The following is a 26,907-nucleotide window of genomic DNA, read 5'->3' as shown; positions in this document are numbered from 1 at the left end:
GTCTGAAGTCGATTGGGACGACCGGCAATCCCGAACTTGCCTCAGTGAACTAAATCCGAGCTAAGCTTGAGCTAAAGCAGATGCCGTCAGTGCGGGTTTCTTTGTTGGATCTAATGAATTTTAGGGGGGATAGATGCCACTGTTTTCTAACCCTTATGCTGCTTTTGTTCAATGGTCCCGCGCACGGTCTTAAGCTCATCGCTGAGCAGGACGGCTTCCGCGATTTCACGCATTGATTTGCGGCGTTGCCGGCTTTCTCTTTGCATCATGCGGTATGCTTCGCTCTCATCAATCGCAAGATCGCGTTGCAAAATGCCTTTCGCTCTGTCTACAGCGATGCGGGTTTCAAGCCGGTCAGAAAGCTCCACATTCTTATCTTCAAGCCGTGCGCGCTCTATTTCTGCTCCAACGAGAAAGCCAATCATGGAAAGCAGCCTGACCTCTTGCTGCTTGTGATCATAAGGCTTGCGATGTTGCAGCGTGATAACACCGACAATTTTGCTCGCACAGAGTATCGGAACACAGAGAATCGCCTCAAAATGATCCTCGGGCAGGTTGCGGAACACCTGGAAACGCGGGTCGTTCGCTGCGTTGGAAGCAATAGCAACGGGTTCACGGTGCTGTGCCACCCAGCCGGTGATGCCCTGGCCGATCTTTACTCCCAGATGATCGACCACATCCGCATGCGGATTTTTGGAGGCGCGTAGCAGTAACTTGTCCTGTTCCAGAACATAGATAAAACATGAATCGCAAGGAATGAGAGTTGAGACAAAGTCGACGATACGGTTCAGGACAACGTGAAAAGAATCCGCGGAAGCAAAGCGGCTACTGATTTCATGGAGAAAGTCGAAGGCTGCAAGACCGTCGCGAAAGCCCGCCATGGCCGGCGTGGATGGCGCTACACGTTTAACTGGCGCAGGTTGCTCTTCAACATCGCGCGCTGTTGTGGCCGCCGCTACGCCCCCGCGCGGACCGAGGTTCAGCATTTTGCTGCGCTTCTCATCCAGCAAGCGGCCTGCATATTGCGCTGCCTCATTTACCAGGAAGCCCATCTTAGGGCGTGAGGGCTCGAAATCAGGCGTAACGCCATAGTGTCGCAACTCTTCTGTGGTCGTTGGTCCGATTGAGAGCACAGCAACAGCCTCAAGTCCCTGACGTAGCTCGTTGACATAATTCATCTGCTCGGCTACCTGGAAGAGGTGAATCACCTGGACAGCCGTCATAAACAGCACGACATCGACACTTCCATTTGCAATCCCGAGCACGCATTCACGCAGTGGCTGCAGATCATCGGGTAGCGCCCACTGATATACAGGGACTTTTATGACTTCCTTGCTTCTTTCTGTGAGAGCAGAGAGCAGCTCAGGATTAGAAGCGCCGTATTCCTGCACCGCTACGCGGAATTGGCCTAACGAGTCGCCAAATTCAGTATCAAGACATGACAACATCTCGCGCCAGGTACACGGCTCAGGCGCAGAAACGACGATTGGCACATTCAGCTCTCTCAAGACACTCGATGGCTTCGGACCACGGCATGCTACCTTAACCGAGCGCAGTGCAGTGAGAAACGCTTCACGATCGTATTTCGTTTCGACGACGTTCAACAGCGTGCGCACGCCCACGCCGGTAAGAAAAACAACCAGGTCAAAGTCCGAGTGCATAAGGCCGTTCGCAAACTCGAAGACCTGCTTATGAGACGAAGCCGGCACCTCGCGCATGGCAGATACTATCAGCGGCTCACCGTCGTATGTGCGAATTAGTTTGGCAACCTCGATCGCGCGGCGAGACTCAAGCGACAGGACCCGCAAACCATTAAAACTTGCGTGCGCCATCGCAATCCTCCATAACGGGCTTTGCTTTTGGAGCGCGACTCTCTCGCAAGATATTTGCATGTCGCGAAACACGCACTACAGCTGTCTGCGCCGCCTGTTTGGGCTTTCAATTAATATCTTTGCACGAAATAATCGGTGGAGTGTCGCAATTGATTTTGTTTATACATGCGATAAACAATCCCTGTCTGCAAGCGAAAAATTGCGCTCATAACGCATTTCCACGTTGCGATAGTGAGTCGATCCAAGGTACTATCGCTTCAACTGGAAGCGGACCTCGCAGCCAGCAATCATGACACCACGCCGTGTCATGGCAGAAAACTCCTAACAATCGTCACGCTCCGCGAAGAGCTTTGCATCCGCCGCAGTCTGCGGTGTTTGATCGCAGTCACGCATCTGCACGCAACAATCGCAATTTCGCGAGCGAAGCAACGACATACGAAGGATCTTCTGTCATGGCAGCAGAACTATTCACAAACGCGGTGGATTTCACGGAGGAGCAGAAGCACTACCTGCAGGGATTCTTTGCTGGTATCGCGCAGCGCGGCAGCGTTCCTTTCGCTGGCGATACCACATCCGGATTGATTACCAGTGACCCTGTATCTGGAGTTGCGAATCAGGCCGCGCAACTACCTGAGGAGACATACTTCGGAACGCCGATCTCTGATTTGTGCAAGGAAGAGCGCTGGAAGCGCGAAGAGAACCCGCTTGCTATCTGGGACAAACTCCTCGCGCACGCAAATGAAAACCGCGCGCCCGTTGCCGAAGACATTTTCCGATTCAAATTTCATGGACTCTTTTATGTTGCTCCGGCGCAGGATTCGTTCATGCTCAGGCTGCGCGTGCCCGGGTGCATTCTCACGGCGCACCAGATGCGCGGCCTTGCGCAGATGGCGTCCGACTGGGGATCGGGCCGCGCCGATATTACGACACGCGGCAATCTGCAAATTCGTGAGCTTCAGCCAAAAGACATCGTTCGCGTTCTTACAAAGCTCGACTTTATCGGCATGACCTCGCGCGGCGCAGGCGCGGACAACATCCGCAACATCACTGCATCGCCGATTACCGGAATCGATCCCGAGGAACTCTATGACGTAACACCGCTCGCAGAGGGGATGCACTACTACATCCTCAATTCATGCGATCTGTACGGCCTCCCGCGCAAATTCAACATCGCATTCGACAACGGCGGCTCGATCAGTACGCTTGCCGACACGAACGACATCGGCTTTGTTCCCGTGAGGGTTGGCGAAGAACACGACATCCCCGGGGGCGTTTATTTTCGCGTGCTGCTCCGCGGCATTACCGGACACGGGCAGTTCGCCGCAGACTGCGGCCTTCTGCTCGACCCGAGCCAGACTGTCGCAGTGGCCGCCGCGATGACTCGCGTCTTCTCCGAGAATGGAGATCGCACCGACCGCAAGAAAGCGCGCCTGAAATATCTCATAGATCGCTGGGGCATCGCAAAGTTTGTGGAAGAAACAGAAAAGCGGCTTGCGTTTCCTCTGCTCCACTTCTCCGCGGAAAAATGCGAGCCGCGCAAGCCGATAAACCGCTCCGGACACATAGGCATCCATCCGCAGCGGCAGCCAGGTCTGCACTACATTGGAGTGGCCGTACCCGTTGGCCGTCTGCCAGTGAGCCAAATGATCGCGCTTGCCGACATAGCCGAGCGTTTTGGTACAGGCGAAATGCGTCTTACCGTCTGGCAGAACCTCATCATTCCCAACGTGCCTACGCAAAACCTCGAAGCAGCCACAGAATCGCTTCTTGCCGTCGGGCTGAAAATCACTCCCGGTACAGTCACGTCCGGCACTGTTGCCTGCACAGGCAACAAAGGTTGCCGCTACTCCGCCACTGATACCAAGAAGCATGCCATTGAACTGGCTATGACGCTCGATGAGCGCTTCCCCATCGTTCAGCCAGTTAATCTGCACGTCACAGGGTGCCCACACTCCTGCGCACAACATTACATCGGCGACATAGGCTTGCTGGGCACAAAAGTAGAAGGCGAGGAAGGATATCAGGTCGTCATTGGCGGCGGTTCAGACAAGGATCAAGGGCTGGCCCGCGAATTGATCTCCGCCATCAAGTTTACCGATCTGACTCCGGTCATAGAGCGGCTCTTCACCGCCTATTTGAGCCTCCGTGCGCCCGAGGAGTCATTTCTATCCTTCAGCCGCCGACATGACATCGCGTCCCTTAAGTCATTTTGCGAAGAGAAAGTGAGTTAGCAGGAATGCCGCAGATAGTCCCATTTGTACCAAATGATGCCCCGTTCTCAAAAGAACAGCGTGCATGGCTGAACGGCTTCCTTGCCGGCGTTTTCTCGAGCGCCCCTGCTCCTGCTGTTGCCGTAAAGGCCGAGCCGCTGAAGATTGCCGTCTTCTACGCTTCACAGACTGGAACCGCAGAAGGCCTGGCGCGCAAGCTGACAAAAGAGCTCAAGCTCAAGGGGTACAGCGCTTCCGCCATTTCGCTCGAAGCCTATACATCTGCTGCTCTCGCCGACGAGAGATACGCGATCTTCATCGTGAGCACCTACGGCCAGGGAGACGCTCCCGACGCAGTGCAACCTTTTTATGAGCAAGTTTGCGTCGAACATTTCCCTCGCTATGAAAATCTCCAGTACGCAGTCTTCGCACTCGGCGACAGGCACTACGAGACTTTCTGCAAGTTCGGCATCGACCTCGACAACAAACTCGCCACGCTCGGCGCGAATCGCATCTGCGAGAGAGTTGAGTGCGATGTCGACATCGATGCGCCTTTTGCGCGTTGGAGGCAAGAGTTATTCAAGCGCTTCGAGGCTATCGCGGCAGCGCCTGTGACTGAGAGCAATGTGCCTGCTCTGAATCTCGATCAGGTAGCTTCAGCTTCGACTCGTGCTCCCGCTGAAGTCACAGCACCAGCTGCCACCCCGACTCCAACTGCCTCCGCATCCCCTTCACGCGACAATCCATTCTTTTCGACGCTGGTTGAAAAACGCTCGCTTACGCGGAACGGATCGAGCAAGTCGACATTGCACCTAACATGGTCAATTGCGGACTCCGGTATTAGGTACGATGCAGGAGATGCTTGCGGCATTATCCCGCATAATGATCCAGCGTTGGTCGAAGACATTCTGCGCGCGCTTCATTTCAGTGGCGAGGAGCCGGTAGAGATTCCGAAAGCAGGGACGCTTCCTCTCAAGGTGGCACTTCGTCATCATCTCGTCGTTACCAAACTCAGCCGGAAGATGATCGAGCGCTACGCCACTACCGGCCGGTGCAAAACCCTCCTGAGCCTGCTCGCCACGGAGCAGCAAGAGCATCTGGAGAAGTATGTTTATGAGCGCGGTCTCGTCGATCTTCTTGAAGAGTGCCCCGGCGTCATTCACGATGCGGCGGATCTTGTCGCCATTCTGCCCAAGCTGACGCCCAGGCTTTACTCCATTTCTTCAAGCCCCTCGACGCATCTGGGAGAAGTTCATACAACCATCGCAGTTGTGCGCTACCGTTCGCTCAATCGCGAACGTGGCGGCGTATGTTCAACATTGGTTGCTGATCGTGTCCCCGTGGGCGAACGCGTTCCGATCTATATTCAGCCAAACAAGAAATTTCGCCTTCCCCAAAACCCCGATACACCAGTGATCATGATCGGTCCTGGTACTGGCATCGCTCCCTTCCGTGCATTTCTGCATGAGCGTCGCGTCATAGGGGCCAAAGGGCGTAACTGGCTCTTCTTTGGCGAGCGCAATTCGGCGAACGATTATCTTTATCGCGACGAGCTCGAAGGCATGCTTGCCGACGGCCACCTCACACGTCTCGACACGGCATTCTCTCGAGACCAGCAGCACAAAGTCTATGTACAGGACAGAATGCTCGAACAAGCCCCGCAGTTCTGGGCATGGCTGCAGGATGGCGCAGGCATTTATGTTTGCGGCGACGCATCGCGCATGGCGAAAGACGTGGACACCACGCTGCACGCGATTATCGAGAAGCAGGGTGGCATGAGTCATGAAAGCGCTAAGGAATACGTCCGCAACTTGAAGGACGAACATCGCTATCACCGTGACGTTTATTGATCACACATTTGAATTGCTGAACTGAGAGGAAGCCTGGAGTGTCATTACCGCTACATGAGCGCATAGGTGTCGGCGATGGCCTCGTGCGAGTCACCGTCGCTCCACTCGATGAGGTAGTGACGGCCCCCGCGCTGATTCCGGACCGTCCGCTCGCGCGCGGTGAACAATACCGCTTCCACTTCGATATGACGAAGTGCATCGGCTGCCGTTCCTGCGAGGTCGCATGCAATGAGCAGAATGGCAACCCAGCAGACCTTCATTGGCGACGTATTGGGGAAATCGAAGGCGGCATCTACCCTGACACCCGCCGCCACTACCTCTCAATGGGCTGCAACCATTGTCTCGATCCGGATTGCCTGCGGGGCTGCCCAGTCAACGCATACACAAAAGATCCACTCACGGGAATTGTGCTGCACTCCGCGGACGCGTGCATCGGTTGCCAGTACTGCGTCTGGAACTGCCCCTACAGCGTGCCGCAATTCAACCCGGAGCGCGGTGTCGTAGGAAAGTGCGACATGTGTCATGGCAGGCTCAGCGATGGCCGTGAGCCAGCTTGCGTCAATGCCTGCCCAGACGGCGCTATTTCGATCGAGATCGTCAATGTCGATGCGTGGCGCGCTGATTACTCCATGGCCGAATCACCCGGCATGCCTGCAGCGAGGCAAACAATCTCCACGACACGCATCACCCTTCCGGAAAGCTCGGTGGCTGTGCTCGAACGCGTCGACATGGACCGCATTCGTCCTGAGCACGCCCATCTATCGCTCGTCTTCATGACGACGCTCATTCAGGCAGTCGCAGGGTCGCTTATCGTTTCGCTCGCCAATCGCGCAGCCGGCGCTCTGGTGCTCACGCTGCTGCTCGTCGCGACAGCCTCCACGCTCAACATCTCTATCTTTCACCTCGGAAGGCCTGCCTACGCATGGCGTGCGGTTAAGATGTGGCGGCGCTCGTGGCTCAGCCGCGAAGTGCTACTCTTCGGCCTCTTCTTCGGAGCGCTCGCGTCGATCACAGCGGTCTCATGGCTGCGAGTGTTTAAGGTGCTTCCGGTATCCCCGGCTGCGCTCGATGCAGTCGCATGGGTTGCTGCAATCCTTGGTATCGCGGGTGTTCTCGCCAGCGCCTTCATCTATCTTGTTCCCGCGCGGCCCTCGTGGAATATGGCGCATACGCCACTCGATTTTCTATTGAGCGCAGCAGTTGTTGGTTCCACATGTGCGCCTTTGCTGAGCAGAGTCCCATCCTGGATGGCAACACTTTCTCTGCTGCAACAATTTCCTCTTTCACACGCAGCTGCAGACTTCTCTGCATGGCCTGCGGCATGCGCTGCCACCTTTTGGCTGACAAATCAGGGAACTCGCCTGCTACGTCTTCATCGCACAAAGTTTTTTGAAAAGCGTGCAACAGCCTCGCTTCTTAGCACGCCGAAACTGCGCGCTCTTCTGATCACCTCCCTCACGCTCGTCGCGGTATCCAGTGTTTTCGCTTTCAACAACCAGTACGGCCTTGCTTGTGGCGCAGCTTTCGGAGGCGTATTGCTCGCGCGCTATCTCTTTTTTGTCTCGGTCGTTCCGCTCAATATGGCATTGACGTTCGTGCGAGGAGGTGAGATGTGAAAGCTCTCACACATATTCGCCGCGCCCTGGGCATCGACATACGCCGAGGCAAATACTCCTACGGCTACGACGTGGAGGTCGGTCTCATCTCAGCTTCACGCGTCGCTGATACGTGGGTAAAAACCACCTGCGGCTATTGCTCGGTCGGTTGCGGCATGCTCGTCGGCGTCAAAGGACGCAAGGCCGTCACCGTGCGCGGAAACCCAGAGCATCCGGTAAATGCCGGCAAGCTGTGCCCCAAGGGATTAAGCGAACACTACATCCTCACCGCTCCAGGGAGAGCTAGGACGCCGCTTCTGCGCAAGAATCGCGCGCTGACAGCTGTCTCCTGGGACGAAGCGCTCGACACCATGATTGAGAAGATCGGTGCTTTGCAGGAAAAACATGGAAGCGATGCTCTGGGCGTCATCAGCACCGGACAGCTTGTGACAGAAGAGTTTTACACACTGGGCAAGCTGGTACAGCTCGGTTTCCGCACACGCAACTACGATGGAAACACAACTCTCTGCATGGCAAGCGCCGTAAGTGGCTACAAACTTTCTTTCGGCAGCGATGGGCCTCCCGGCGCATATGCCGATCTCGAACATGCCGACGTGATTTTGCTGATCGGCGCCAACATTGCGGACAATCATCCTATCCTTTGCCAGCGCCTCGATCGCAACAAGAAGCGAACCCTCATCGTTGTTGACCCGCGCGTGACCAAGACCGCGATGATGGCGGATCTGCATCTGCCCATCAAGCCGCGCAGTGATATCGCCCTGCTGAACGGCATCGCCCACATCTTGATCCGCGAAAGACTTATCGACGAAAATTACATCGCGCAACACACCGTAGGCTACGAAGAGTTCGCCGCATACATCTCCGAATACACTCCTGAACGCGTTGCCGCAATCACTGGCCTAAGTGAAGAAACCCTCATTCGCACTGCGCTGCTTTACGGACGCGCCAGAGCCGCTTTCATTGGCTGGACAATGGGAGTGAATCACTCCACGCAAGGAGCGGTCACCGTCGCGGCCATCAATAATCTCGCCCTCATTACCGGAAACATTGGCCGCGTCGGAGCCTCGCCCTTTTCCATTACCGGCCAATGCAATGCGATGGGCACGCGAGAGAGCGGCTTCGCTTCCAGCCTGCCGGGCTATCGCAAATTCGAGAAAGTTGAAGATCGTGAAGATCTGGCAAAGCTATGGAACATTAGCGTTGATCGCATCCCGACCGCGCGCGGCCTGGCGTACCCCGACATCATCGAAGCCGCGGTCTCCGGCAAAATCAAAGCGCTCTGGATCATCGCGACGAATCCCGTTGTATCGTTTCCCAATCATTCGGTGCTCGAACAGGCCTTGCGCAGCCTTGATTTTCTTGTCGTGCAGGATGGATTTCATCCCACGCCAACCAGCGAATTTGCTGACCTCGTTCTCCCTGCAGCCATCTGGGGGGAAAAGGAGGGCACCTTCACCAACTCAGAACGCCGCGTCAGCAAAGTCAACCGTATCGTTGCACCTCCCGGTGAAGCGCGTCCAGATTTCAATATCTTCCTGGATCTTGCAGGACGGCTTGGCGTGCGCGACGAACTCTACCCGGGCTGGACGATGCCCGAGGACGCATACACGGAATGGCAGCGTATCTCTCACGGACGGCTCTGTGACTACAGCAATTTCTCATGGCAGGAGATCGAAGAACGCGGCGGAGTCCAGTGGGGCGGCTCGCGTCTCTATCAGGACGGAATCTTCCAGCACCCTGATGGCAAAGCGCGCCTTCATTCCGTTCCCTGCGAGCCGTTCATCGAGCAGCCCAATGACGAGTACCCGTTCATTTTGAACACAGGCCGCACTGTCGAGCACTGGCATACACGCACCAAGACTGCGCAGGTTGCCCTCCTGCATAATATGGTGCCGAACGCGTGGCTGGAGATGAATCCCGCGGATGCGGCGCAGCTTCAATTAAGACCGCACGATCGCGTGACCGTCTTCTCGCGTCGCAGCAGCGTTAAGAATGTCGAGCTGCGAATCACCGGTATCGTCGCCCCCGGCCAGGTCTTTATGCCGTTCCACTTTGCCGAGTCAAACTCAAACATGGTCACGCTTGGGGCCTATGATCCCATCTCGCGTGAGCCAAATTTCAAGCAATGCGCCGTACGCGTGGAACGCTCCGCGCGGAATTAGATCAGCAGCCGAAGAGCTTGGCAGAGTTTCATAAATAACTGAATACACTGGCCCCGCCGCTGGAAAGCTGAACCCCGAGGTTTATGCCCTCGAATATCAGCAGCACGAGATACTTTCTTGGAGACGAATGATGGCAAACTATAAGGCATTTCGCCAATCGGGGCATATCCCAACGCTATTTGCAGCATTTCTGTATTTCGATTTCAGCTTTGCGGTCTGGGTTCTGAACGGAGCAATGGGGCCGTTCATCTCGGAGCAGTTTCATCTCACCCAGGGACAGACCGGCCTCATGGTCTCCATCCCCACGCTCGCCGGAGCCTTTATGCGCTTTCCACTCGGCGTGCTCGCCCAGTATATCGGCAGAAAGAATGCGGCCATCGTGGAAATGTCCGCCATCATAATCGCACTGCTCTATGGCTTTCTCTTCGTGAAGAACTATCACGATGTGCTTGCCATGGGCGTCCTGCTCGGAATTGCCGGAGCGAGCTTCGGTGTGGCGCTCTCGCTCGGCGCGGGCTGGTTCCCCAGGCAGTACAAAGGACTCGCAATGGGCATCGCCGGTGCAGGCAACAGCGGGACCGCCGTTGCAGCGCTCCTTGCTCCAAGGCTCGCACAGCACTTTGGGTGGCAACATGTCTACGGATTCGCGGCCCTCTTCATGCTTCTGCCGCTATGCGTGATGATCTTCCTCGCGCAGGAGCCGCCGGACATGGAGCATCAGAAACTCGCCGAACATCTGAGCTGTCTCTGGGAGAAAGATGGCTGGGCCTTCAACTTCATCTACATCATCACCTTCGGAGGGTTCCTAGGCCTTGCTACTTTCCTGCCGTCGTTTTACTTCAGGCAGTTTCACGTCTCGAAGATCGAGGCAGGAAGCCTTACGGTGCTCGCCACTCTTACCGGCAGCGTTACCCGTGTTCTCGGCGGCTGGCTCGCCGATTGTTTTGGCGGCATCGCAACTCTCACCGCCGTCTTTCTCATTGCCATCGCAGGACTCTGCGGGCTCATGACATCACCGACACTCGTCATCACAACTCTCTTATTTATGCTTTGTTTCGCCGCCCTAGGCGCGGGCAATGGCGCAACCTTTCAGCTTGTTCCACTGCGCTGGCCTGCTACCACTGCTGTAGCCGGAAGCATGATCGGAGAGATCGGCGCGCTCGGTGGCTCCATTCTTCCTAACTTGCTTGGGCAATCGAAACAGCAGACCGGCTCCTATGCGATCGGCTTTACTGTCTATACCGCTTTGGCTCTTCTGGTTCTCATCATGATGCGACTGGTTGCAAGACGGTGGACGTGCACCTGGGTTGGCGCAGGCGGCCGTGCCCTCGCAACTGAAGATTCAGAAAGAACGGCTTCCAACGCACTCACATATCAGTAGTGTGCAGTTGGCGATTGTCTAATTATCTCCAGGTGGTTCACCATCGGCGTTAGAGATATTCGCCGACCGGTAGGCGTCTAGCGATGGCCTTGATGATGAACATGTGATTCCGAATTACCATGCTGCCGCGCGATCACAATTGCGGCGGTACTTCACGTCGTCGAATTCGGCACCCTAGAGATTTCGCAACGCTTGACCTAGATAGTTGCGTGTAGCACAGACTATTCCTGTGATTTTCCGACTGGCCCAGATGGGGAGACAATATTACAAGTTGGCGGCAAACAACTAAGTTGCAGTGATACGCTTTAGATAGTAGGTCTTCTCCATGGTTCCCGGCGAGGATAACCATCGTGCGGAAGCACTCGAGCCGGACCTTTCAGAAGCAGGCTTTCGCCAGCTTGCTGAGTTTCGGCATCGCATCCGGCAATTCCTGCGCTTTAGCGAGGAAGCGGCCCGTTCCAAGGGTATCGAACCCCATCAGCATCAACTTCTCCTGGCACTCAAGGGCTTGCCCAAGGGCACTCGTCCCACGGTTACCGCACTTTCTCAGCAACTCTGCATTCGCCATCACAGTACTGTAGAACTTGTAAATCGTCTTGTTGACCAGGGCGCCATAAGACGTCGGCCTGGGGACCACGATCATCGTGAAGTGTTGGTGGAGCTTACGGCGCACGGCGAGACCTTGTTGCATCGACTTTCAGTCTTGCATCGCGAGGAACTGCGAGTTTCCGGTCCTGCTCTTTCCAAATCTCTTTGGGCAGTGGTGCACCATTCTGGCCGGGGTTCCAGGAGACCGGCATGACCTCTCATTCCGCGGGGCAACAGCGCAAGCCCAGCCTCGAAGAACTCGGCGATTTCACGACTACTGCACGAGTTATTCCCATTTCGCTGCTTGCGATCGCGATCGGCGTCATCAGCACGTTTGTCGCGTGGTTTCTGCTAAAGCTGATCGGCTTTTTTACAAATCTCGCTTACTTTCATCGGTTCGACACCTCGTTCGTTTCACCGACAGGAAACCGGCTCGGCGTTTATGCGATTGCGGTGCCCGTCGTCGGCTCGCTCATTGTCGGACTGATGGCGCGATATGGGTCGGAGCGTATCCGCGGACACGGTATCCCGGAAGCCATCGAATCTATCTTGATGAACGGTAGCCGCGTCCACCCACGGTTGGCCATACTTAAACCGCTATCAGCAGCGATCTCCATCGGGACAGGCGGGCCATTTGGCGCCGAAGGTCCCATCATCATGACGGGCGGGGCCTTCGGATCGATGATTGGCCAGTTCTTTCACCTCACGAGTGTGGAACGCCGCACGTTGCTGGTGGCAGGCGCATGCGCTGGCATGGCGGCCACATTTGCGGCGCCGCTCTCCTCGGTACTGATTGGCGTAGAACTGCTCTTATTCGAATGGAAGCCCCGCAGTGCGATTCCTGTTGCGTTGGCGAGTGCTACCGCCTGTGTGGCTAGGCGCTACCTGTTGGGACTCGGGCCGCTTTTTCCCGTTCCTTCGCACCCGGCCTTCATCGGACTCTACGGACTCGCCGGTTGCGTCGTCGCCGGCCTCGCCGCTGGTGCGCTATCAGCCCTGCTGACCCTCGGAGTCTATGCTGCCGAAGATCTGTTTCAGAAGGTGCCTATTCACTGGATGTGGTGGCCCGCTATTGGCGGCGTGTTCGTAGGTATCGGAGGTCTCATTTTTCCGCAGGCACTCGGCGTTGGATACGACACGATCAGGACGCTGCTGGAGGGAAACGCTCCACTGACGCTCTTTGCTGGAGTCCTTCTGGTGAAGTCGGCCATCTGGATGATTTCTCTCGGTTCCGGCACCTCTGGCGGCGTACTCGCACCGTTATTGATGATGGGCGCTGCCCTGGGCGGTGTCGAGAGTATCTTTCTTCCGCACTTCGGTCTCGGATTTTGGCCGCTTGTCAGCATGGGCGCCATACTTGGCGGGACGATGCGTTCTCCCTTTACCGGCATTGTCTTCGCCCTGGAGTTGACGCATGACTTCAACATGCTTCTGCCGCTTCTGGTGGCATGCTTCCTCGCCCATTCATTCACGGTGCTCACACTCAAGCGCTCCATACTCACCGAGAAAATTTCGCGTCGCGGTTACCACTTGAGTCGTGAATACGCACTGGATCCGCTCGAAATCCTCTTTGTGCGAGAGGTCATGAGGACGAATGTTGTTGTTCTGCCAAGTGATGGAACGCTGGAAGAGGCGTATCAGCTCATCCATTCCACTGAAAATCCAAAGGGACAGCATCTCTTCCCCGTCCTCGGTTCCGGCAATGAGTTAGCAGGTGTGGTGACCCGGAACCAGTTGGTCCAGCGCTACCAACGCATGCCGGACCGGGCTGCCCGAGTCAGGCTTTCCGAAATTGCGACGAAGAATCCCCAGGTGGCCTTCTCGGACGAACCTCTCCGCACGGTCGTCAATCGAATGGCTGAGTCGGGCTTCACGCGCTTTCCTGTCCTCGACCCGCGTGGTGACGGGAAGATCGTCGGCATGGTGGCACTCAACGATCTGCTGCACGCCAGAACCAGGAACCTTGAAGACGAGCGCGCCCGCGAAAGAGTGCTGCGGATTCGCATGCCCTTCGGACGCCAGGCGAAAGAACGCAAGATCCCGCTGACAGAGGGATCAGATTTTCGCAATGGATCGACCTCCGACGATCCACGAGAGTAAAGAATGTATGGTCTATTGCCGGTATGTACTGTGGATCGCGCGCGCGAGCGCAACGATGCTCCCCACATCCAAGTCGCGGTCAGCCCAACCGTCTAATCTGTGTCCGATACCCTGCGCCACCGAATTACCTACAGTGGGATCGATCAAGGCCGCAACTACCACTACTGCTAGAAATTGAGGGCGTCTATAAGCCAAGATCATGCTGAAGGTTGATGGCTGACTCGGAACAATCGCGAAGCATTGTCAGCTTTCATCAAGATGAGCATGGAGACGGGTCGCGACCCTAGCGCGACAACGATCAAACATAAAGTATCTTCGGACCCCCGACCGGTCAGCCTGCTGGCGCGTAATTCTGATGGCGCAGCACACAGTTTCTCCCCGGCAATGGATGACGCAAACTGATAGCCACTCTTCGGCGCTTGCTGGTTCTTTAGAATCTGTCGGTTGGGCGGCGCTGGTCCGCGCCAGAATGTCTTCCGGTGTCTAGGCGGTCATCCGCACGATTACGTCTATTTACAGACATAACGCGAGAAGCGACCTCGATGAGGTCACATGCGACAGTTCCAAATCGGGACACCCTTTCCGTTTTGATGCGTCAAGAACACTTTTTCAAATTTGACAAGAACTAGACGGCCGCTTGACGACAGGTCTTGCCGGAAATTCGTAGTGTGATTTGCGTAGGGAGGAAACACGATGCGACCGATGACAAGGATGTTCGTTTTTGCAGCAGCACTGGCAAGCTCGAGTGCCGCTTTCGCGCTGAGCAAGGTAACGGTCAACGTTCCCTTCAACTTTGAATCTCATGGCAAGACATATCAGGCAGGAAGGTACGACGTGCGACTCGATCTGAGCGAGAACGTCCTGACGCTGACCAACCACGATCATCCGAGCCAATCGATCATGTGGGCGGCATCCCCTGCAGACTTTGGTCCGAACACGCCGGCGGCGTCGCTGAAGTTCGACGACGAGGCAGATGGCACTCATGAACTGCACAGCATTCGCCTAGCCACGCGGACCACACCGGTACTGGACGTACGCGAAAGACACACCGCCCAGCGCGAAGTGTCGATCACGGGCGGCCGGTAGTAGCAACCACCCCTTCCAGGAAGAGCCTGTATCTTCATGCTCCGATACAGGCTCTATTTTTTTGTCCTTTAAGTTAGCCTTCCCGCCTCAAAGCTTCCGTCTCTGCGAGCATCCTGCCCTGAAGATTTGAAACCCCTGTATTCTGGTAAACGTTTGACAGGAGGGGTGATATACGTGAAGCAAATCACGAGACGGACGTTTCTGAAAACAAGCGCAACGGTCGCGGCAGCATGGAGCCTCAATCAACGCCGGCTAATGGCGGATCCATTGGGCTTGCCAGTCGGATTGCAGCTTTATAGCGTACGAAAGCTGCTGCCGAACAATTACGCGGGAACGCTGAAACAGCTGGGCGCGATCGGCTATCGCGAAGTGGAAGCTGCAGGCTTCTTCGGACACAGCGCCGAGGACGTCAAGGCAGCCATGGCCGGCGCAGGACTGCGATGTGTGAGCGCGCACTATCCGATGGCCGACCTGCAGAAAGATGCGGACGGAACTCTAAAGTATGCAAAAGCGCTGGGACTCTCTTACGTGATTTGCTCTACGCCTTCCGTTTCTGATCCGACGAAGCTGGCGAGTTATTCGGGTGGAGCAGGCAAGTACTTCCGCGATGGAATGACTGCGGATGACTGGCGCTGGAATGCGGAGCAATTTAACCAGATCGGGAAGAAATTCAAGGCGGAAGGCATTCAATTCGGGTATCACAACCACACCACGGAATTTCGCGATGTGGGTGGCATGAATGGCCTCGACGTTCTATTGAAGGATACAGACCCTGCCTATGTGACTCTTGAGATGGATTGCGGATGGGTTTCTGCTGCAGGAAAAAATCCGATCGCGTATCTAAGGCAATATCCGGGGCGTATCTCCATGCTCCACATTAAAGACCTGAAACCAGCAGTGCCGGGAAAATTGCCGGGAGAACGCGTCTCAACCGTTCTGGGTAAGGGCACGATTGACTACAAGCCGATCTTCGCGGCCGCCAAAAAGGCTGGGATCAAGCACTACTTTGTGGAGCAGGAAGAATTCGACGGTGACATCATGCAGGAACTGACAGCTGATTATCAGTACCTGCATACGATGTAAGTCTGAGGAATGTTATAGCGGGGAGATTGTGACGTTGCCGTCTGAGGTGTGGATGGTCAACGGGACACTCCCTGCGTTCAGCTTTCCGCGTATATGATGCCCTGAGTCTCCACGGCTGTCATAGTGATCCATGGTGATCGGCAGCGAGCAGTCGATGCGGCCGTCGCTGGTTGAGATGTCGAGATCGGCGGCGAGATCGTGCGGGACGCGGATTGTGACGCGCCCATCCGAGCTTTCAATGCGTGAAGCGGCAGTCAGCTGCGCGCCTTGGGCCAATGCGAAATCGAGTTCTCCATCGCTGGTATGCAGTTGCACGGCGGAGAAGTTTCCGTCCACTTTCATGTGGCCGTCGGAGGAGCGGGCTTCGATCGTTCCGGTTGCATTTTGAATCGTGAGATTGCCGTCGCTTGAGGTCAACCGCAGACTTCCATGAAGATTGTTGAGATCGACGTTGCCATCACCGGTGTGCAATTGCAGATCTCCTTGCAAATCGCGAGCATTTAAATTGCCATCGGAGGTCTTCGCATCAAGGTTGAGCGTTCCCGGCGTCTCAACATCGACCGTGGTGTGCTCATGATTGTTCCAGGTGATGTGGACGCCCATATGGGGCTTCTCTTTCAGAGTGAAGTTAACGTGATCGCCGGACTGGCTTTCCTCCAGACGATATTCACTCAACTTGAGGCCTGAATGAACCTTGATGTGAATCGTTTTGCAGTCTCCGCAGGATCGAATGTTCAGGCTGCTATCTGATGTCTCAATCGTTAAGGTTGGTTTCTCAGCGACTGAATAAGTCTTTTCCCAATCGTGGTCGGCGCTTTGGGCGTGTCCGGGAAGCGCGGCAAAAGACATGGCGCAGACGGCGATGGTTGAGATGGAATACCGAAGAAGGGATCTTGCGGAAGGCATAGCTTTCTCCTGTGACGGCTTACGCTACGGGAGAAGCATTAGTTCCGTTGATTTTTCGAAAATCCCTGGCCTTTTGGGAAAAGGCCAGGGACTAAAGGTCAGAGAAGTTCGTATCCTGCGAAGAAATAACCGATTTCGAACTTTGCCGTGTCTTCTCCGTCGGAGCCGTGGATGGCGTTCTCCTCAATGGAGCCGGCATACTTCTTTCGGATCGTGCCTTCCTCGGCGTTAGCCGGGTTGGTGGCGCCCATCAGCTTACGAAGGTCGGCGATTGCGTTCTCCTTCTCGAGCACCATCGGGAAGATGGAGCCGGAGGACATGAAGTCGGTGAGTGAGCCGAAGAAGGGGCGCTCTTTGTGCACGTAATAGAATCCTTCGGCCTGAGCCTTGGAAATAGACGCCTTCTTAATGGCGACAATCTTAAAACCGGCCTTCTCGATTTCAGCGAGGATCGCTCCGGTGTAGCCCTTGCGGACGGCGTCTGGTTTGATGATGCTGAAGGTGCGTTCTGACACCTGGTTCTCCTTGCAAAATATGGGTTATTTCCAGTGTAAATGAGCTCTTTGAGGGGCGTCAGGCGGGGGTTAGCATGAAAGGATCGAATTGACATTCCACTTTCATCAGTCACGTCGAGGCTGGCACTATTCTCAGTTCCGGTTACTTTTGTGAGTCGAGCTTTCTGAGAATCTCGTCGGCTCTCTCTCTAGAATTTTCAGAAACTATCGATTGCTTGCCTTGGATTTTGTCAATTTCCAAAATGAGTCGCGCCGTTGCGGTAGCCACGCTCTTGAGCTGTGTAGGCCGGGCATCGAAGCGATCTTCAATGCTCAGATTGAGATTGTCAAACAGTTCGAACAGTCGGTTTAGTGACAAAGGTTGTTGTTCATTACTATTTAGTGCGAGATGCTCGAAGTCGCCGAACCCAATCACTTCAAATCTGCGTTCTTCTGTTTCTGTCGGCCGAATCATCATATCTCCAATACCGCTTTGCCAGTCTCGGTATATCCAAGCTTCCCGCATACCTATGATTGCGAAAGCATCCGGCCAAGAGCGCTGCATAGAGGCTTCTGCAACTTCATTGGTTCGAAGATGCGAAGAAAGACAATCAGCTACCGTTCGACACAAAGCACGCTTTGCTGAGTCAGGCAGTAGAGAGACGTCTTCGACGTTTTCATTTTCGAGGCAGTTCCAAATCAAATTGTCGACTTGTGCGGCGAGTGCACTGGTATCTGGTGTTTTTCTGAGATCACCTGGCTTACACAACAGCCACAGGTCACATAATCTTGTAATCCGCTGCCATTCAACCCAATTTCCGTCAGCGAGAGAGTTTTCAAAATCATCGATTGCTCTGTGAATCCCTCCAGCTTTTCCGATGTCTGCAACTCGAAGATAGGAGAACTCCCTACGACAAGCGCGGATCCAACCTAACATTGCAGCCAGTCTGTAAATGGTACTCAGCTTCTTATAGGAGCGGTATATACTTCCTGGACTTGACCCCGTGGAGAGGCCCTCTCCCAAGAGATATACGGGCCTATGCTGCTGGTACAAGATTTCATGTAAACGATTCATTAGGGAAACTGCCGAACTCACAAGAGGGTGTGAATACCGTTCATATATCGCGCTTTGAGCTTTCTCCTCTGATCGCCGCTCCTCTAACAATTTAAGGAGATAGTCCTTGAGGACGATTCCCCCGATAGTTAATATCGACGTGATCACTGCTGCGGCCACGGCAGGTGCCGTGAACCATTTGCCCGTTTGTGCGGGAGCCGCCGGGACTGCCTGCACAAACAGAAGTAATGACATACTCCCTAGCATGCTTACGGCCTCAGTCCGTGTACTCTCTGAACTTCGCCAATATTGTAGGCTAGGCCGTTTGAGTCAATGTCCAAAAACACAGTAATATCTCCAAGTTCTGGCCTGTGAATCTGGGTGGGAACGCTAGCTGTTTACGCCTAGGTCTATTAGGTCGTCCGGGGTGTCAATGTCGATGATGCCGTCGTGGAATTCGACTGTAGTGGTTTGGTCGAGGTAGCGCTGGATTACGGAGCGAGCGCCCTGATCGCCTTCGACTTTCAACAGATCGGCGTATAGCTGTTTGTCGAAGATGGCTGGGACGCCTAATCTGCTGGCGTAACGCGATGCTGTAATCAGAGATCTGCCTTGCGCGTTCACCCGAATTAATTCCGAAAGACTCTCCCCCGACAGTCTTGCCTGATCGCAGACAAGAAGCATCGTTTTTGGCGGCACTGGATCTTCCGCCATCAAGGCAGAGATTCCGCAACGCAACGATGAACCCATCCCTGACCGCCAGTTGGGATTCACCACGACTTTCGCCCCAGACACTAAGAGTTCCTGCTGCATACGTTGCGCATTGAACCCAAGGACAGCAAAGACCGGCGAGCAGCCAGCTTCGAACGCGAGTCTCACGGTGCGGCGAAGGAGACTTTCGCCATCCAGCCTGAGCAGTTGTTTCGGTTGGCCTAACCGTGTGGAAGCACCTGCGGCGAGAACGATGGCTGCGCAGCGTGCTTTTTGCTCACAATCAGACATAGTTGAGCGTGGGGTGAATGTGCTTGCGCGCCTGCTTTTTCAATGATGTTCCCTCACGTCCATTGATGACCGCGACGATTTCCGCGATGATCGAAAGGGCGATGCTTTCGGGTGTGTGGGCTCCGATGTCAAATCCCACGGGAGCATGCAGTGCTGCCATGCACTCGGCAGACGAAATACCTATTAGCGAGGCAATTTCACCGACCAGGCGCTCTGTGCGCTGCCGTGGACCCAGCATGCCGAGATACTTCGGCCTATAAGGAAGCACCTGCCGCAGGATTGCGCGGTCCTGCTCATAGCTGTGCGTGAGCAGCACGAAGGCGTCGTCTGCGCTCACGGACAGCTCTCGCAGCGGTGAAGTCGCTTCAAAGTCGAGAACGATGACGCGATCCACCTGCGGAAAACGGGCAGCCGAAGCGAGGTGGGAACGGCCATCCGCGATCGTGATATACCATCCCAGACGCTTCGCAAAGTCGGCCAGCGGCTTCGCATCGTCTCCAGCGCCGAAGATCGTTAATGCCGGGCTCGGTGCCACGTATTCAACAAAGAGCTCGCTGGTATGACCAGAAGCCGACGGGAGCACCGCATAAAAGGAACGTCGCTCACTGGCCGCTCGCTGTGCCAGGCTAGTGATTCCGGCCAGGGACGGCTCTGCGGGAGATACAAACAAAGTCTCCCCGCCGATCTGTTGCACCAGTACGGTCTTCGCTCTATCTGTATCTGTGACAATCACAAATGGGATCCGCTTATTGAGATTCGCGTCCAGTGCGTTGAGTACCGCATGCGCCGCGTTGCTGCGATCCAGATGGACATGCACCGTACCACCGCAACCCAATCCATACGGAGCAGGAGAATCGTCGTCAAAGAAGCTGCTGTAGCGCTGGATTGTTGAGCCATTTCTGGTAAGCCACCACGCCTTCTTTGCGACCTCGGCTTCAAGGCAGCCACCGCTGATCGTTCCTGCGCGCTGGCCATCTTGTGTGAGCAGCATGCGCGCCCCAGGCTTTCGATACGACGAGCCTTCGACGCGCACAACGGTTGCAAGGCAAACTTCTTCCTGTCTCGCTTTCGCCGCCCGCCATAGCGCTACGATTTGTTGCAGTTCAGACATGGATTACGCCAGCAACTGCTCGATACGAATGGGCAGATCGCGAACACGCACTCCGGTTGCGTGATGTACGGCCATGGCCAGCGCAGACGCTACACCTGTGAGCCCGATCGCGCCGACTCCGCGAGCCCCGTACTCATTGAGGTTCAAGTCCGGATATTCGACAAAGATACAATCCATGTCCGGAATGTCCGCGTTTGTCGAAACGATATAGTCGGCGAAGTTATTGTTGAGCGGCTTGCCGTTTCGCCGGTCGTAGATCGTCTCTTCGAAGAGAGCCATGCCGATGCCCATCACCACGCCGCCAAGAACCTGGTTGCGCGCGGTCTTCTGATTAATGATACGTCCGGCGTCCATGATTGTCAGCCAGCGCGAGACACGCAGACGCGCAATTCCCGGGTCCCAGGTAACTTCGCAGAACTGGGCGCCGAAGGTATGACTGGAGAGCTTCCGCGAACTCTCATCAGGAGCCGTTCTAGCCTGTCCGTCGATGCTGGCGAGGCGGCGCATCTTGAGAATATCGCCGAAGGGGACACCGCTTTCCGGCGCCTTGTCCTGCGCGTGGAGGCGACCGGCTGTCATCTTGAGCGTGCTTGGGTCGGCATTGTGAAATGGCGAGCATTCCGTTTTGACGGCAACTTGCATGAGCGTGTCGACTGCCATTTGTGTTGCTTTTGCAATTGCAGGCAGCACCGATGCGTTTCCGGTGGAACCGCCTGACGTCGGCCCCGGAGGAAGTGAGCTGTCTCCTAAAACCACATCAACTTTTTCGACAGAAATTCCCGTCTTCTCTGACACCACTTGTGCAAAGACGGTGTAGGTTCCGGTTCCGATATCCTGCGTGGCACTTGAGGCACGCGCTGTGCCGTCGGCGTTGAGTCGAACACGAACCTCTGCCGCTCCCCGGCCCGCGGGCCAGGTGCAGGTCGCCATCCCCCAACCCAGGATCAGGTTACCGTCGCGCATGGAGCCAACCTTGGGATTGCGCCTGCTCCATCCAAACTGCTCGGCGCCTTTCAGATAGGCCTCGCGCAGATGCTTGCTGGAGAAGGCCTTGTTCGTGCTCTCGTCGGTCTCGGCATAGTTGCGCAGACGCAGATCCAACGGATCAAGATTGAGCTTGATGGCCAACTCGTCCATGGCAGATTCAATGGCGAAGAGCCCCGGAGCGGTTCCCGGTCCGCGCATGGGCGTGGGCGTTCCGATATTCAGATGGACAAGTTGTTGCTGCGAGGTTACGTTGGCGCAGCTGTAGAGCAGCGGCGTGGGTTCGGTGCAGTTTTCGGCGTAGTCGTCGATGATGGAGCTCGGCGTAATGACATCATGCCGCAATGAGAGGAGCTTGCCGTCCTGCGTTGCACCAATGCGAACGCGCTGTTGCGTAAATGGACGGTGCCCGACGGTTGTGAACATCATCGTGCGCGGGACAGAAACCTTAACGGGGCGCTTGACCCTGCGCGCGGCCATGGCTGCCAGCATGGAGTGCGGCCAGGGGAACAGCTTGCCACCGAAACCCGATCCGCAAAACGGAGAGACGACGTGCACATCTTCGAGAGGAACGCCAATCATTTCCGACATCACGTGCTGGTGGTTCACGACGCCCTGTGTCGTTTCATAGAGCGTGACCTTGTCGCCATTCCACAGCGCGATGGTGCCGTGCATTTCCATCGGGTTGTGCGTTTCGGCGGGCGTCGTATAGGTCACGTCCAGTTGTACCGGCGCGCTCTTGAAGCTGGCTTCGGCATCGCCTCTGCAGTAATGGCGCATGGGAGGTTCGGCGGGCGCAGGCACTTCGCTGATGTGAACAGCCGGCTTGTTCTCCGCGTATTCAACCTTTACAAGCGCGGCGGCATCCTGCGCTTGCTCGAAGGTATTTGCCACAACGAGAGCTACAAATTGTCCGTAGTAGTAGACGGTCTCATCTTCAAGTGGCGGACGGCTTTCGCCGGCGCGGCTGTCGCGCTCGAACGCGTTCGCAGGACGAAACAGAGGATCGGCATTGCCATGATGGAGAATGGTTATGACTCCCGGCATTCGCTCGGCTATTGAGGAATCGATGCGCGTGATTTTTCCATTTGCGATCGTGCTTGGAACGCCAACGCCATAGGCAAGGCGATCCATTGGGTGATCCACTGCATAACATGCTGCGCCAGTGACTTTGAGCTTGCCGTCGACACGCGACACTGCTGCTCCAATGACTGATGAGCTCATGGTTGCCAAATACCTCTCAGGCTGTTTGTGTTGTCACTTGCAAAGCGCGGACAATCGCCCGCTTGGCCAATTCAACCTTGAATGCGTTGTCACGCAAGGGTTTTGCAGGCTTCAATGCCGCTTCTGCTGCCGAGCGGAGTGTGTGCTCGTTTGCTTCGCGGCCCTGTAGTGCCTGCTCGGCTTCTTTCGATCGCCACGGCTTGGTACCAACACCGCCCATGGCCACCCGGGCGTGCTGAATGCGGCCACCCGAGAGTTGCACTACAACTGCCGCCGAGGCCAGATCGAACTCGTACGAGGCGCGGTCGCGCAGCTTAAGATAGTGCGATCGCGTGCCCTGCGGCAGAGCAGGAAGCGTGACATGAGTGATGAGTTCGCCGGGCTCCAGCGCGTTCTCCTTGTCAGGAGTAGTGCCCGGAACCAGGTAGAAATCGAAGAGTGGAATGCTGCGCTCGCCTTTGGAGCCGCGCGTGTGTACGGTGGCTTCAAGAGCCATCATGGCCACGGCCATATCCGATGGATGCGTGGCGATGCAGTGTTCGCTTGTGCCAAGAACGGCGTGGATGCGGTGAAAGCCATCGAGGGCCGCGCAGCCGGATCCGGATTCGCGCTTGTTGCACTTGTAGTTCGTGTCGCGGAAGTAGTAGCAGCGGGTGCGCTGCAGCAGATTGCCTCCGGTGGTTGCCATGTTACGCAGTTGCGCGGAAGCGCCGGCGAGCAATGCCTCAGAGAGCACTGTGTAGCGCTGCCTGACGTCAGCGTTCCACGCGAGATCGCTGTTACGCACGAGGGCGCCAACCTTGAGGCCGCCGTCGGGAGTTGGCTCAATGCGGTCAAGGGGAAGCCCGTTGATGTCGACCAATGCAGCTGGCTTCTCAACGTTGAGCTTCATCAGGTCGACCAGCGTCGTACCTCCGGCAATAAATTTGCCGCTCGCGTCTACTGCTGCGTCGATCGATTTCGCCTGGATATAGCGGAATGTCTGCATCTTGTCCGTCTCCCTTTAGACCGCACGCCGAACTTGCTGCACGGCAGCCACAATGTTGTTATAGGCGCCACAACGGCAGATATTTCCTGCCATCGCTTCGCGGACGTCCGCATCTTCCTTGCCGATGGGCTCCTTCAGCAGCGCGGAGGCGGACATGATCTGTCCCGGCGTGCAGTAGCCGCACTGGAATCCATCGTGCTCGATGAACGCCGCCTGCACCGGATGCAGTTCACCATTCAGCGCCAGCCCTTCGATCGTCGTGATCTCGTCGTCCTGATGCATGACGGCAAAGCTCAGGCAGGAATTCACGCGCCGGCCATTGACGTGCACCGTGCAGGCTCCACACTGGCCGTGATCGCAACCCTTCTTTGTGCCGGGCAGTTGGAGGTTCTCGCGCAACGCGTCGAGAAGCGTTACGCGCGGCTCGAGCATAAGCTGATGCGTTTGCCCATTGATCCGCAGGGTTACGGGAACCGATCCCGGTACCGCTGCTTTCTCCGTCGCCTCCGCTGCGACCGGAGCGGCGGCGGCAGCGTGGGCCAGCGGTGCAGTTGTGGCCGCAATGCTGGCTGCGCCCAGTTGTGACAGGAAGGAGCGCCGCGAAAATCTGCCGAAAAGCGGTCGCTCGTTTGATTGGTCGGAGGCGGATGCTTCCTCGTTCTTTTCCAGAAGCTCTGTGTCACGCGACTTTCGCATTGGTAAACAATCCTTGAGTTGTCTGTTCGGTGGCCGTCTGTTTGATGCGATGCAGTGGTCTGACCTCTTTAAGACGATGGCCGTGAAAAAGAAGATGCAATGAAATTAGCACGACATCCTTAAAGGGATTTGATGGCTTCAAGTGCGTGCTTAGTGGCCTACTGCTTTTGAAGGAAAAAGCAGGTATATATCGATTTAATCCGCCCTAGATCGTCTGGATATTCGTTCTACTGCGCTATTCGTGCACGACTGCTTTCACGAGATTTCGCGGTCTGTCCACGTCGATGCCGTGCAGGACTGCCGTGAAGTACGCCATCAGCTGGAGCGGGACTACTTCGAGGATGGTCAGAAGGTATTCGCTGGCACGGGGGATGGGGATAGTGAAGTGCGCGAGCTTAGGCACTTCGGCGTCGCCTTCTGAGGCAAGAGCAATGATCTCGGCTCCCTGCGCCTGCATGTCTTTCATCAGCTGCACCGTTTTTTCATAGCGCAGGACGGAGTCGGGATCGTTTTCGTCGCGGGTCGCAATCATCACCAGGGGGGCGTCCTTGCTGACGAGGGCGTTTGGGCCGTGCTTGAGTTCGCCGGCAGGATAGCCTTCGGCCTGCACGTAGGCCGATTCTTTCAGCTTGAGCGCGCCTTCGCGGGCGATGGCGTAGTGGATGCCGCGTCCGAGATAGAGGAAGCCACGAGCGTTGCGCGTATGCTCGGCGACGGAGTGCAACTGCTTCTCCCAGGCTTCGAGCCAGGACTCGAGCAGGTTTGGCAGCTCTTCCAGTTGAGTAATCAGGCTGGAGACGGAATGGGCCGTCATTCTGCCGCGCAGCCGGGCCATCGAGAGCGTGAGCAGATAGAGGACCGCAAGCTGCGTGGTGAAGCTTTTCGTCGCGGGAATCGCTTTTTCTTTTCCGGCGACGGTCGGAAGAGATGCGTCGGCTTCGCGCGCCATGGTGGAGGCGGCGTTGTTGGTGATGGCGACGGTTTTGAGGCCGCGCGATTTGCCTTCGCGCAGAGCGGCGAGCGTGTCGGCGGTTTCTCCAGATTGGGAGATGACGATGACGCCCGGGTCCTGCAGAGTGTGCGTGGAGCGGTAGCAGTATTCGCTCGCGTACTCAACGTCGACGGTGAGACCGGCCAGGTCTTCGAGCATGATTTCGCCGGCGAGCCCGGCGTGGCGGCTCGATCCGCTGGCTGCGATCACGACACGCTGGTGGCCACGCAGCGCCTCGGCAACGGCGGCAAAGGCTTCCGGCTTGAGCGAACCATCGGTGACGTAGTTGCGAATCGAGGCAGCAAGAGCTTCGGGCTGCTCATAGATCTCACGCAGCATGGCGTGGGCGAAATTGCGAGTAGCAAGCGATTGCGGCATGGCCATCCTCTGGATTCCAAGAGTGATGTGTTGCAGCTTATTTTCTCGCACTCGAACCTGTATGTACAACTAGAGAGGTCTTCCGAGAAACGACGGTTCCGGTTTAGGAGCTCCGACGAGATTGCGGCATGGCGTCTGCGAGAAGAAGAACGGCGCCGCAAAACATCAGCGTATCGAACACGTAATTCAGGCCGTTGTCGAGGCTGGCGCGTTCCACAACTCCGATCGGAACGTAAACGACCAACTCCACGAACAGTACGGTCAAGCCCAGCCAGGTCGCTGCGGTGCGTGTTTTCTTGCCAACAAGCAGCAAGGCGCCCGTGACCGCGTAAGCCACGGCCGCCACGTATGTCCAAATGGCATGTCCGAACACATACATGGGCGTCAAACGTGCCAACGGAACGCCGGGGACGTGATCGCCGTGCAGAAATTGCTCGAGGCTGAAAAAAAGCACGGGAATGGCAACAAAGTATCGCGCGATCGTCGCCATGATGTGCGCGGCGCGCCGGTTCTGCTGCTCGGTGAGGTGAGCTGCCAGCGCGAGAGCTCCGCCGCTGAAGGATGTTTCCCGCAACACAATAGCCAGCGCAATGCGATTTTGAGGCTGATGCGCCCAAGCCGGGAGATGCATGAGCGCGACGAAAACGAAAAATGTCAGGGCGAGCAGGCTCGCCGCGAGCCGCGATTGAATTCCCGTCACCAGGCTCAGCGCGCCTGCGATAAAGCAAGCGCCTACGAAGTACACCCAAAACTGGTGCCACGGAATCCACGCCGGCATGATCGACGCGATGATCTTTGTCAACGTGAAATGTTCGGTGCCGAAGGCCGCGACCGGGGCCGCGTAGAAAAGAGGCCCGAAGAGAATCAGCTTGTCGAGTCCTCGTGCCTTGTGCCAACTTCCGCGAAGAAGAATTGTGACCAGCCAGAATGCGGCAACGACCCCAGCGACAGAATAGGACCAGATCACCTGGCTGGGAATTAAGACGAGAGCTATGACTGCCTGCGAATTCACAGGGATTTCTCTCCGCCCCGCAGCGCTTCGCACAATATCAGGTCCATCGAAGACCGCTCAGGTACCACAAAGGGTAATCGATGGCCTAAGCGACGTAAATCCCTGGCTTACCTTAAGGCTGATCTCATTTTGAAATAGACTGGACACCGGATTTCGCAT

General features: G+C 56.2%; 20 protein-coding genes. 9 read left to right on the top strand and 11 right to left on the bottom strand.

Annotation, left to right across the window (positions count from 1 at the left end; translation table 11 throughout):
• Nucleotides 1-146: 146 nt before the first annotated feature.
• Complete coding sequence (locus tag H7849_RS24190) at nucleotides 147-1,832, bottom strand: uroporphyrinogen-III synthase (RefSeq protein WP_186743025.1); 1,686 nt, start codon at nucleotides 1,830-1,832, stop codon at nucleotides 147-149.
• Nucleotides 1,833-2,284: 452 nt separating this feature from the next.
• On the opposite strand from H7849_RS24190, the gene H7849_RS24185 reads away from it, so the two are divergent.
• The 9 genes from H7849_RS24185 (at nucleotide 2,285) to H7849_RS24145 (ending at nucleotide 15,908) form a co-directional block, all read left to right on the top strand.
• The gene (locus H7849_RS24185) at nucleotides 2,285-4,063 is read left to right on the top strand and encodes a NirA family protein (RefSeq protein ID WP_186743024.1); all 1,779 of its coding nucleotides are present in this window, start codon (nucleotides 2,285-2,287) and stop codon (nucleotides 4,061-4,063) included.
• Nucleotides 4,064-4,068: 5 nt separating this feature from the next.
• Nucleotides 4,069-5,892, top strand: a complete 1,824-nt coding sequence (locus H7849_RS24180) for a sulfite reductase subunit alpha (RefSeq protein WP_186743023.1) — start codon at nucleotides 4,069-4,071, stop codon at nucleotides 5,890-5,892.
• Nucleotides 5,893-5,930: 38 nt separating this feature from the next.
• Nucleotides 5,931-7,508: a DmsC/YnfH family molybdoenzyme membrane anchor subunit gene (locus H7849_RS24175; protein ID WP_251106453.1), complete on the top strand. Its 1,578-nt coding sequence runs from the start codon at nucleotides 5,931-5,933 to the stop codon at nucleotides 7,506-7,508.
• On the top strand, nucleotides 7,505-9,670 hold the full coding sequence (locus H7849_RS24170; RefSeq protein WP_186743022.1) for a molybdopterin oxidoreductase family protein: 2,166 nt from the start codon (nucleotides 7,505-7,507) through the stop codon (nucleotides 9,668-9,670). The genes H7849_RS24175 and H7849_RS24170 overlap by 4 nt, the downstream gene beginning before the upstream one ends.
• 127 nt (nucleotides 9,671-9,797) lie before the next feature.
• Entirely contained in the window at nucleotides 9,798-11,051 is a 1,254-nt protein-coding gene (locus tag H7849_RS24165) for an MFS transporter (protein ID WP_251106452.1), read from the top strand.
• A gap of 325 nt (nucleotides 11,052-11,376) precedes the next feature.
• A complete protein-coding gene (locus H7849_RS27680) occupies nucleotides 11,377-11,853 on the top strand; it encodes a MarR family winged helix-turn-helix transcriptional regulator (RefSeq protein ID WP_186743021.1) in 477 nt (158 codons plus the stop codon).
• Nucleotides 11,850-13,739 (top strand): chloride channel protein, encoded by a 1,890-nt coding sequence (locus H7849_RS24155; RefSeq protein WP_186743020.1) that lies wholly within the window; start codon nucleotides 11,850-11,852, stop codon nucleotides 13,737-13,739. The genes H7849_RS27680 and H7849_RS24155 overlap by 4 nt, the downstream gene beginning before the upstream one ends.
• A gap of 693 nt (nucleotides 13,740-14,432) precedes the next feature.
• Nucleotides 14,433-14,825, top strand: coding sequence for a hypothetical protein (locus H7849_RS24150; RefSeq protein WP_186743019.1), 393 nt, complete (start codon nucleotides 14,433-14,435; stop codon nucleotides 14,823-14,825).
• A gap of 174 nt (nucleotides 14,826-14,999) precedes the next feature.
• A complete protein-coding gene (locus H7849_RS24145; protein WP_222439735.1) occupies nucleotides 15,000-15,908 on the top strand; it encodes a sugar phosphate isomerase/epimerase family protein in 909 nt (302 codons plus the stop codon).
• 12 nt (nucleotides 15,909-15,920) lie between these two features.
• Here H7849_RS24145 and H7849_RS24140 read toward each other — a convergent pair whose 3' ends face one another.
• The 10 genes from H7849_RS24140 to H7849_RS24095 all read right to left on the bottom strand — a co-directional run bounded on the left by H7849_RS24140 (nucleotide 15,921) and on the right by H7849_RS24095 (nucleotide 26,748).
• Entirely contained in the window at nucleotides 15,921-16,814 is an 894-nt protein-coding gene (locus tag H7849_RS24140) for a DUF4097 family beta strand repeat-containing protein (RefSeq protein ID WP_186743018.1), read from the bottom strand.
• A 98-nt stretch (nucleotides 16,815-16,912) separates the two neighbouring features.
• On the bottom strand, nucleotides 16,913-17,329 hold the full coding sequence (gene ndk / locus H7849_RS24135) for a nucleoside-diphosphate kinase (protein ID WP_186743017.1): 417 nt from the start codon (nucleotides 17,327-17,329) through the stop codon (nucleotides 16,913-16,915).
• Nucleotides 17,330-17,471: 142 nt separating this feature from the next.
• Nucleotides 17,472-18,617 (bottom strand): hypothetical protein, encoded by a 1,146-nt coding sequence (locus H7849_RS24130; RefSeq protein WP_186743016.1) that lies wholly within the window; start codon nucleotides 18,615-18,617, stop codon nucleotides 17,472-17,474.
• Between the two features lie 135 nt (nucleotides 18,618-18,752).
• Nucleotides 18,753-19,364, bottom strand: coding sequence for a nucleotidyltransferase family protein (locus tag H7849_RS24125; RefSeq protein ID WP_186743015.1), 612 nt, complete (start codon nucleotides 19,362-19,364; stop codon nucleotides 18,753-18,755).
• A complete protein-coding gene (locus H7849_RS24120; RefSeq protein WP_186743014.1) occupies nucleotides 19,357-20,475 on the bottom strand; it encodes an XdhC family protein in 1,119 nt (372 codons plus the stop codon). The genes H7849_RS24125 and H7849_RS24120 overlap by 8 nt, the downstream gene beginning before the upstream one ends.
• Nucleotides 20,476-20,478: 3 nt before the next feature.
• A complete protein-coding gene (locus H7849_RS24115; protein ID WP_186743013.1) occupies nucleotides 20,479-22,683 on the bottom strand; it encodes a xanthine dehydrogenase family protein molybdopterin-binding subunit in 2,205 nt (734 codons plus the stop codon).
• Between the two features lie 16 nt (nucleotides 22,684-22,699).
• The gene (locus H7849_RS24110) at nucleotides 22,700-23,671 is read right to left on the bottom strand and encodes an FAD binding domain-containing protein (protein ID WP_186743012.1); all 972 of its coding nucleotides are present in this window, start codon (nucleotides 23,669-23,671) and stop codon (nucleotides 22,700-22,702) included.
• A 15-nt stretch (nucleotides 23,672-23,686) separates the two neighbouring features.
• Nucleotides 23,687-24,367 (bottom strand): (2Fe-2S)-binding protein, encoded by a 681-nt coding sequence (locus H7849_RS24105; RefSeq protein WP_186743011.1) that lies wholly within the window; start codon nucleotides 24,365-24,367, stop codon nucleotides 23,687-23,689.
• Nucleotides 24,368-24,602: 235 nt separating this feature from the next.
• Nucleotides 24,603-25,736, bottom strand: coding sequence for an SIS domain-containing protein (locus H7849_RS24100; RefSeq protein WP_186743010.1), 1,134 nt, complete (start codon nucleotides 25,734-25,736; stop codon nucleotides 24,603-24,605).
• A gap of 103 nt (nucleotides 25,737-25,839) precedes the next feature.
• Nucleotides 25,840-26,748 (bottom strand): DoxX family protein, encoded by a 909-nt coding sequence (locus tag H7849_RS24095; RefSeq protein ID WP_186743009.1) that lies wholly within the window; start codon nucleotides 26,746-26,748, stop codon nucleotides 25,840-25,842.
• Between the last annotated feature and the right edge of the window lie 159 nt (nucleotides 26,749-26,907).

It is taken from the genome of Alloacidobacterium dinghuense, assembly GCF_014274465.1.
Lineage (GTDB): Bacteria > Acidobacteriota > Terriglobia > Terriglobales > Acidobacteriaceae > Alloacidobacterium > Alloacidobacterium dinghuense.
Note: the sequence above shows the minus strand (reverse complement) of the source record. Positions and strands in the feature narration are given on the sequence as shown.

Bases quoted from the DNA above. Each gene is read 5' to 3' on its own strand.
- H7849_RS24190 (WP_186743025.1), bottom strand. From the start codon at position 1,832: ATGGCGCACGCAAGTTTTAATGGTTTGCGGGTCCTGTCGCTTGAGTCT.
- H7849_RS24185 (WP_186743024.1), top strand. From the start codon at position 2,285: ATGGCAGCAGAACTATTCACAAACGCGGTGGATTTCACGGAGGAGCAG.
- H7849_RS24180 (WP_186743023.1), top strand. From the start codon at position 4,069: ATGCCGCAGATAGTCCCATTTGTACCAAATGATGCCCCGTTCTCAAAA.
- H7849_RS24165 (WP_251106452.1), top strand. From the start codon at position 9,798: ATGATGGCAAACTATAAGGCATTTCGCCAATCGGGGCATATCCCAACG.
- H7849_RS27680 (WP_186743021.1), top strand. From the start codon at position 11,377: ATGGTTCCCGGCGAGGATAACCATCGTGCGGAAGCACTCGAGCCGGAC.
- H7849_RS24155 (WP_186743020.1), top strand. From the start codon at position 11,850: ATGACCTCTCATTCCGCGGGGCAACAGCGCAAGCCCAGCCTCGAAGAA.
- H7849_RS24150 (WP_186743019.1), top strand. From the start codon at position 14,433: ATGCGACCGATGACAAGGATGTTCGTTTTTGCAGCAGCACTGGCAAGC.
- H7849_RS24140 (WP_186743018.1), bottom strand. From the start codon at position 16,814: ATGCCTTCCGCAAGATCCCTTCTTCGGTATTCCATCTCAACCATCGCC.
- H7849_RS24130 (WP_186743016.1), bottom strand. From the start codon at position 18,617: ATGTCATTACTTCTGTTTGTGCAGGCAGTCCCGGCGGCTCCCGCACAA.
- H7849_RS24125 (WP_186743015.1), bottom strand. From the start codon at position 19,364: ATGTCTGATTGTGAGCAAAAAGCACGCTGCGCAGCCATCGTTCTCGCC.
- H7849_RS24120 (WP_186743014.1), bottom strand. From the start codon at position 20,475: ATGTCTGAACTGCAACAAATCGTAGCGCTATGGCGGGCGGCGAAAGCG.
- H7849_RS24115 (WP_186743013.1), bottom strand. From the start codon at position 22,683: ATGAGCTCATCAGTCATTGGAGCAGCAGTGTCGCGTGTCGACGGCAAG.
- H7849_RS24110 (WP_186743012.1), bottom strand. From the start codon at position 23,671: ATGCAGACATTCCGCTATATCCAGGCGAAATCGATCGACGCAGCAGTA.
- H7849_RS24105 (WP_186743011.1), bottom strand. From the start codon at position 24,367: ATGCGAAAGTCGCGTGACACAGAGCTTCTGGAAAAGAACGAGGAAGCA.
- H7849_RS24100 (WP_186743010.1), bottom strand. From the start codon at position 25,736: ATGCCGCAATCGCTTGCTACTCGCAATTTCGCCCACGCCATGCTGCGT.